This is a genomic window from Nostoc sp. (genome assembly GCF_035638895.1).
In the GTDB taxonomy this organism is placed as follows: Bacteria; Cyanobacteriota; Cyanobacteriia; order Cyanobacteriales; family Nostocaceae; genus Nostoc.
This window is the reverse complement of record NZ_DASQZC010000133.1, coordinates 1-6,397: the sequence shown is the minus strand read 5'-3', so window position 1 is coordinate 6,397 and position 6,397 is coordinate 1. Positions and strand designations below refer to the sequence as shown.

Below are 6,397 nucleotides of genomic sequence, written 5' to 3'. Positions count from 1 at the left end.
CTTGATAGCGCCACCCCCAGTTACCCTCAGCAGTACTAGGAAAATTCATCCGCGCTTCGTTTCCTAATCCCAAAACATCTTGCAAGGGAATAATCGCTTGGTTGGCTATAGAACTCAAAGCTAGGCGAATTAAATCCCAGTGGATGCCTTCAGGACTAACACAACCTAAATAAAGCAACAGGTTTTGCTTTTCGTAGTCGCTGGCTGAATTAAACCAGCCTACAGTTGTGTCGTTATCGTGAGTGCCAGTATAAACTACAGCATTTCGTGGGTAATTGAATGGTAAGAATGGATTACCAGGATCAGAACCAAAGGCAAACTGTAAAACCTTCATCCCAGGAAATTCATACTTGTCTCGTAGTGCTTCTACTTCTGGTGTAATTACTCCCAGGTCTTCCGCCAAAACGGGTAGCTTGCCCAACTTCTCTCTAATCGCTTCAAAAAAAGCGTCTCCAGGCGCTTCCACCCATTTACCATTCATGGCAGTTTCTTCGCCTTGGGATACTGACCAATAAGCCTCGAAGCCTCGGAAGTGGTCAATGCGAATAATATCTACATAATCCAGCATTGCCTCAAAGCGCTGTACCCACCATTTAAAGTCTTGTTTTTGTAATTCCTCCCAGTTATAAACCGGGTTGCCCCACAATTGACCGGTGGCGCTAAAGTAATCTGGTGGGACTCCTGCCATTTGAGCAGCAACTCCAGTCTCTTCATCTAAGCAAAAGATGTCGGGATGCGCCCACACATCAGCACTATCATGAGCTACGTAAATGGGGATATCGCCGATAATGTCAATACCGCGCATATTGGCGTAGCTTTTCAGTTCTGACCACTGCCGGAAAAACTCAAATTGGACGAACTTGTAATAAAAAATCTCCCCATTCAGCCGATCCTTTACCTGAGCTAATGCTTCGGGTTCACGCTTGACAAATTCTCGCTCCCATGTATGCCAGCTTGCATTTTCATGGGCATCTTTCAGCGCCATAAATAAGGCGTAATTATCTAGCCAATAGGCTTTACTGTCGCAAAAACCTGCAAACTTGTTTTTTTGGATATCCGTAGCATTGACTTTAAAGTTTTCACAGGCTTTTTTGAGTAGCCCAATCTTAATGGGCACAACCTGGTCGAAGTCTACCTTTTCTACCGGAAATCCTGGTAAGTTAGCAAAGTCTTCTTCAGTTAGCAAACCCTCATCTCGCAGTTTTTCAGGGCTAACCAGCAGGGGATTTCCCGCCATTGCTGAGTAGCACATATAGGGGGAATTACCGTATCCAGTGGGGCCCAAGGGTAAAACTTGCCAATATTGTTGATGGGTATCTTTAAGAAAATCGATGAAGCGATAGGCTTCTAAGCCTAAATCTCCAACGCCAAATCGACTGGGAAAGGAGGTAGGATGCAGCAAAATACCACTGGATCTAGGAAAAGGCATATTTAACCTGAATTATGAGAGGGAGCAATTATCTGATGGACACGCTGTGCGATCGCCCAAGGGGCACTGGCAAAGCCAATCGCATCGAATTTATCACGGAACAGTATTTGCACGGTAAATCAAGTAAACTCATCTTGTTTGTCATTTGTCATTTGTCCTTTGTCCTTGGCTAATGACTAATGACTAATGACCAATGACTAATTAACTATGACTTACCGAAATCCTGCACCAACAGTTGATATCATCATTGAACTAGTAGATCGACCTCATCGGCCAATAGTGTTAATTGAAAGACAGAATCTACCCTTAGGTTGGGCTATTCCGGGTGGTTTTGTGGATTATGGGGAAGCGGTGGAAGTGGCGGCGCGGCGAGAAGCTGAGGAAGAAACGGGTTTGCAGGTGGAGTTAGTTGAACAATTACTGGTGTATTCTGACCCCGATCGCGATCCGCGTCAGCATACCATTAGCATTGTATTTTTGGCGACAGCGACGGGTGAACCTGTGGCTGGGGATGATGCTAAGGGTGTAGGAGTTTTTGAGTATTGGCGTGTGCCTGGTAATTTATGTTTTGACCACGATCGCATTCTGCGGGATTATTGGCGATATCGGCATTATGGGATACGTCCGAGGTTGGGGTAAGAGAGGATGTCAAAGCCAAGATTCTAAGGCTAAGGTTTGCACCTGTTGTATCCTTTGAAAGTCGCTGTCTCCTGAGACGACGGTGAGGTTATAGTGCAGAGCAGTTGATGCTATCCACAAGTCGTTATCGCTAAAACCTAAATCTTGAACTGTAAACTTTCTACGCTTTGCTTTATCTTTGGGGCCAATATGTTCGACAATTTCTCCTTTGAGACTACCGTAAACATCGGCAACCCCTCCACTAATGGGATAAAGGTCTATGGTTTGCAGTAAAGTTCTGACAAAGCGAAGATTTGCTTCTTGTTGAGAAGACTTTTGCACCATGTAAAGGAGTTCACCTTGCACAATAACGCTAGTTGCAACCCCTAAACCAATGTGTTCTTGTAACCGACGAATGATGTTTGTTTCTCCAAAAATGATCCGGCTACAATGGTTGGTATCTAAGAGGTACATTACTAAAATTCAGCCTTGGAACGGGTTTCGTAAACAAGCTGCAAGCACTCCTCAAAATCATCCCCTTGTCAGGTTCCGGCAAATTTTAGCAAGTCTTCTGCTTTAGAGCCTCTAATAATTGGTGTTGCTTCCTGTCTTTCGGGTTTCGTTTGATGATTGGAAGTATGATCATTTTTTTCCGTTGACAGGTTAAGAGATATTTCCTCGGTTGTTGGTTTTGTCTTGAGAAAACGCAAAAAATCTAGTGTTTGGACTAGTAGAACATCTGGGGATGATTCAATTTCTTGGAGCAGTAGTTCTTTAATATTCATAAATGATATTTTGCAGTCTGTCGTAACAGTATTATACGAGTGCGATCGCGATGCTGACCTGACGGCATTATGGGATACTCCGAGGTTGGGGTATATCTGGGACAAGCGAATCTCAAAAACGCCTGTCCAAAAGAAGCAAATCTAGAAAGAGCCTGTCTTTCAGATACAAATTTGATAATGGCAAATCTTAATGGTGCAAATCTGAAGAAGGCAAATTTAACTGGCGCAAATATCTATGGGGCAACCTTTAAAGATGCAGACCTAACTGGTGCGATAATGCCAGATGGAGAAGTCAACAAGCCGATCGCTCCTGAAGCAGAAATCGGTAAACAGGAAACATCGTTAAAGAAAGTAATATCTATGACTCGTAAAGTAATTAATACTGATAACGCACCCGCACCAGTCGGCCCTTATAATCAAGCGATCGCAGCTTCAGGTCAATTTGTATTCATCGCTGGACAGATTGCGATCGATCCCCGCCTTGGTGATGTTGTCTACACTGATGATGTCAAAAAGCAAACCGAGCAGGTATTAGCTAATCTTGAAGCCATCCTCACAGCAGCCGGTGCGACTTTTCAAGATGTGGTGAAGACCACTGTATTTTTAGCTGATATGAATGATTTTGCGGCGGTGAATGCCGTTTATGCTAAATATTTTCCAGAAGATACAGCCCCAGCACGGGCTTGTGTGCAGGTATCGCGCTTACCTAAAGATGTGTTGGTAGAAATTGATGCGATCGCTGTAATTAGCGGTTAGTAGCAATACACTTACAAAAGAAGCCTACAATACAAACAAACTAGGCTTTATTATTGACTTTTCTTCTTAAAAGCTATAAATCTTCTTTAGGGTTAATTAAAATAATTAGCAAAAAAACTGAGAAAACTTCCTAATGGAGAGTTGCAAATGAGTGTTAGGAAAAAGAGTTTATTGGGTGCTGGTGCTGCATTTGCAGTACTGACAGGTTTAGTAGCCAGCACAGTAGGGGCTATGCAGGCAACTATCGCCAACCCCACCACTAATCAACAGACACCACGCTTACTTGCTCAAGGGCAGAAGACTTTAACAATAGTTTTTCCCAGTCGTGCTGATTCTACAGACTTGCAAAATAAGGCAAATGCGGTAGGAGCTTTTTTATCGAAAGATTTAGGAATTCCAGTCGTCGCCCAAGTGGGTGATGATACAGCTGCTGTAGAAGCTTTGAGAGCAAATCGGGCTGATGTGGCTTTTTTAAGTAGCCGTCCGGCTTTGAAAGCGAAACAATTAGCAAACGCCAGCTTGTATTTAGCCGAAGTTCGTTCCACTTATTCTGGAAGATACACCTATAGTTCAACATTTGTTGTCCCTAAGAATAGTCCCCTCAAAACTCAAAATTCAGCTAAAGCGACTTTAGAACAACTGCGGGGCAAGAAAATGGCTTTTACTTCCCCTACTTCTGGCTCTGGGTTTATTATCCCTGTCGCGGAATTGGTCAAACAAAAGTTTGTACCCAACCGCGATCGCTTAGATGGTTTCTTTGGTCAAGTTTCTTACGGCGGTAATTACAGCAAAGCCTTGCAAGCAGTTGTGCGCGGTCAAGCTGATGTGGCTGTTGTGTCAGAATATGCTCTGAATCCACCTTATATCACTGCCGAAGAAAAGAATCAGTTACGGGTTCTGCACAAAATTAATGGTGTACCTGCCCACGGTATTGCCATTGATGATGATGTTTCAACTCCAACACGGGAAAAAATCATCAACGCCTTGCTGAAATTAAATAAGTCGGAAAATAATAAATTGTTACGCGACTTGTATAATTCCACAGAATTAGTGCGAATTAACCACGATCGTCACCTAGCAACCATGCGTGACGCTCTGCAAATTGCTGGAATTGAACCATAATTCAGTTAACAGTTATTTAGTAAACATCTTGAATAACTGTTAACGAATATAGCGCTAATCATACAAGGTAAATCATAGCCCCCTCCTCGCTTGCGGGGAGGGGGTTGGGGGTGGGGTTCTTGTACTTCACTCAACCGAGAACCGCTATAAATAAATTTCTATGAATGATTATGTTATTGAGTGTCATAACCTAGAGACAGCTTATGCTCCCTCTCTCAATCGTCCTATTCTCAACGGGATTAATTGCCAGATTAAACGCGGTGAATTTGTCGTTTTGCTGGGGCTAAACGGTGCTGGTAAGTCTACATTACTACGATCGCTAGTTGGATTAGTGCCATCAGTGAGAGGAGAATTGCTCGTCAATAATGTTGAGATCAATTCCCGAACACTGCCAAAAATTCGGCGCGATGTTGGGATGTTATTTCAAGGTGGGGGATTGATTCGGCAGTTATCAGCACTGGAAAATGTCTTGTGCGGATGCCTTGGTAAAAGAACAACTTGGCAAACACTGTTGGGATTTTCCAAACGCGATCGCATGTTGGCACTAAATTTATTAGAACAGTTAGGACTAGGAGAGTTAGCTTTTCAAAAAACCAGTCAACTTAGTGGCGGACAGCAACAACGAGTAGCGATCGCCCGGACTTTAATTCAATCACCGCAAATTCTCTTAGTCGATGAACCCATCACAGGCTTAGATGTTGTGGGATCGCAACAAGTCATGGAAACTCTATCCCAATTGCACACTCAGCAAGGCATGACTATTGTCGCAGTTTTGCACGATTTGGGAATCGCAGAGCAATACGCAGAGCAAGCGATCGTCTTAGATGCTGGACGCGTCGTTTACCAAGGACTTTGTGACAACTTACAAGCTAAATTTGCTAGAGTTTCCAGTTGAGTGGAATTTGATTACAATATGAGTTCTTTTTTTAAATTAAAACGTTTACGCTTCTACCCTTGGCTGAGTTCTCTACTCATCTTATTAATTGTCGTGGTAGTTTATGGTTGGGCTTTGCGAGGACTCAAACTCGATTTTGAACTGCTGCGTTCTAGCTGGCCATACATCACCGATTTTATTACCCGGTTATTTCCTCCCGATTGGAAAGTTTTAGATATTGCAGTTAAGGCACTAATTGAAACTGTACAGATGTCTTTATGGGGAACTACCATTGGAGCAATTCTTTCTGTACCGATTGCTATAGCTAGCGCCAGCAACATTGCCCCTGGGTGGTTGCGATCGCTAGCTAATTTACTGCAAAATACTGTGCGTTCTGTCCCCTCAATTATTCTGGGGCTAATTTTTGTTGCCGCCACTGGCTTAGGCGCACCAGCAGGAACTTTAGCTTTGGGAATCTACACCATCGGCTACCTGGCCAAGTTTTATCAACAGGCAATTGAAGCAGTTGATCCGCGTTCTCTTGAATCGTTGCAAGTTATCGGAGCCTCCAAGCTACAGATTGCTCAATACGGCATTCTCCCGCAAGTGCTACCACTGGGATTAGGTTACACCTTTTGGATGTTTGAGTACAACATCCGTGCTGCTTCTGTTTTGGGTGTAGTTGGTGCAGGTGGTATTGGCTTTCAGTTAAAAAGTTACATCGACGGGTTCGAGTACACCAAAGCAACAACCATGATGTTAGTGCTTTTGGTAGTCGTCACAGTAATTGATGCTTTTAGTAGCCAATTACGT

Annotated in this window: 6 protein-coding genes and 2 pseudogenes; 5 read left to right on the top strand and 3 right to left on the bottom strand. The window is 43.5% G+C overall.

Going from position 1 to position 6,397, the window contains the following annotated elements:
- A partial coding sequence (gene malQ, locus VE944_RS06510) for a 4-alpha-glucanotransferase (RefSeq protein WP_324974015.1) occupies positions 1–1,429 on the bottom strand: 1,429 nt, incomplete at its 3' end.
- 207 nt (positions 1,430–1,636) lie between these two features.
- On the opposite strand from malQ, the gene VE944_RS06505 reads away from it, so the two are divergent.
- Positions 1,637–2,068 carry an NUDIX hydrolase gene (locus VE944_RS06505; protein WP_324974012.1) on the top strand — a complete coding sequence of 144 codons (432 nt, stop codon included), beginning with the start codon at positions 1,637–1,639 and terminating at the stop codon, positions 2,066–2,068.
- Between the two features lie 9 nt (positions 2,069–2,077).
- Here the strand turns inward: VE944_RS06505 and VE944_RS06500 are convergent, their stop codons facing one another.
- Both VE944_RS06500 and VE944_RS06495 read right to left on the bottom strand, forming a co-directional pair.
- Positions 2,078–2,521, bottom strand: coding sequence for a type II toxin-antitoxin system VapC family toxin (locus VE944_RS06500; RefSeq protein WP_324974010.1), 444 nt, complete (start codon positions 2,519–2,521; stop codon positions 2,078–2,080).
- A 2-nt stretch (positions 2,522–2,523) separates the two neighbouring features.
- Positions 2,524–2,832 (bottom strand): annotated as a pseudogene (locus VE944_RS06495) (hypothetical protein).
- A gap of 114 nt (positions 2,833–2,946) precedes the next feature.
- Between VE944_RS06495 and VE944_RS06490 the strand changes: the two are divergent.
- From VE944_RS06490 to phnE, 4 genes and pseudogenes are all read left to right on the top strand, one after another.
- Positions 2,947–3,588 (top strand): annotated as a pseudogene (locus VE944_RS06490) (Rid family detoxifying hydrolase); the annotation flags it as partial.
- Positions 3,589–3,735: 147 nt separating this feature from the next.
- A complete protein-coding gene (locus tag VE944_RS06485) occupies positions 3,736–4,710 on the top strand; it encodes a phosphate/phosphite/phosphonate ABC transporter substrate-binding protein (protein WP_324974007.1) in 975 nt (324 codons plus the stop codon).
- Positions 4,711–4,870: 160 nt separating this feature from the next.
- Positions 4,871–5,605, top strand: a complete 735-nt coding sequence (locus tag VE944_RS06480) for a phosphonate ABC transporter ATP-binding protein (RefSeq protein ID WP_324974004.1) — start codon at positions 4,871–4,873, stop codon at positions 5,603–5,605.
- A gap of 18 nt (positions 5,606–5,623) precedes the next feature.
- Positions 5,624–6,397 (top strand): phosphonate ABC transporter, permease protein PhnE (gene phnE, locus VE944_RS06475; protein ID WP_324974002.1); only part of this gene is annotated, 774 nt, incomplete at its 3' end.

Excerpts from the sequence above, each read along its gene's own strand:
- VE944_RS06505 (WP_324974012.1), top strand. The coding sequence starts at position 1,637 with ATGACTTACCGAAATCCTGCACCAACAGTTGATATCATCATTGAACTA.
- VE944_RS06500 (WP_324974010.1), bottom strand. The coding sequence starts at position 2,521 with ATGTACCTCTTAGATACCAACCATTGTAGCCGGATCATTTTTGGAGAA.
- VE944_RS06485 (WP_324974007.1), top strand. The coding sequence starts at position 3,736 with ATGAGTGTTAGGAAAAAGAGTTTATTGGGTGCTGGTGCTGCATTTGCA.
- VE944_RS06480 (WP_324974004.1), top strand. The coding sequence starts at position 4,871 with ATGAATGATTATGTTATTGAGTGTCATAACCTAGAGACAGCTTATGCT.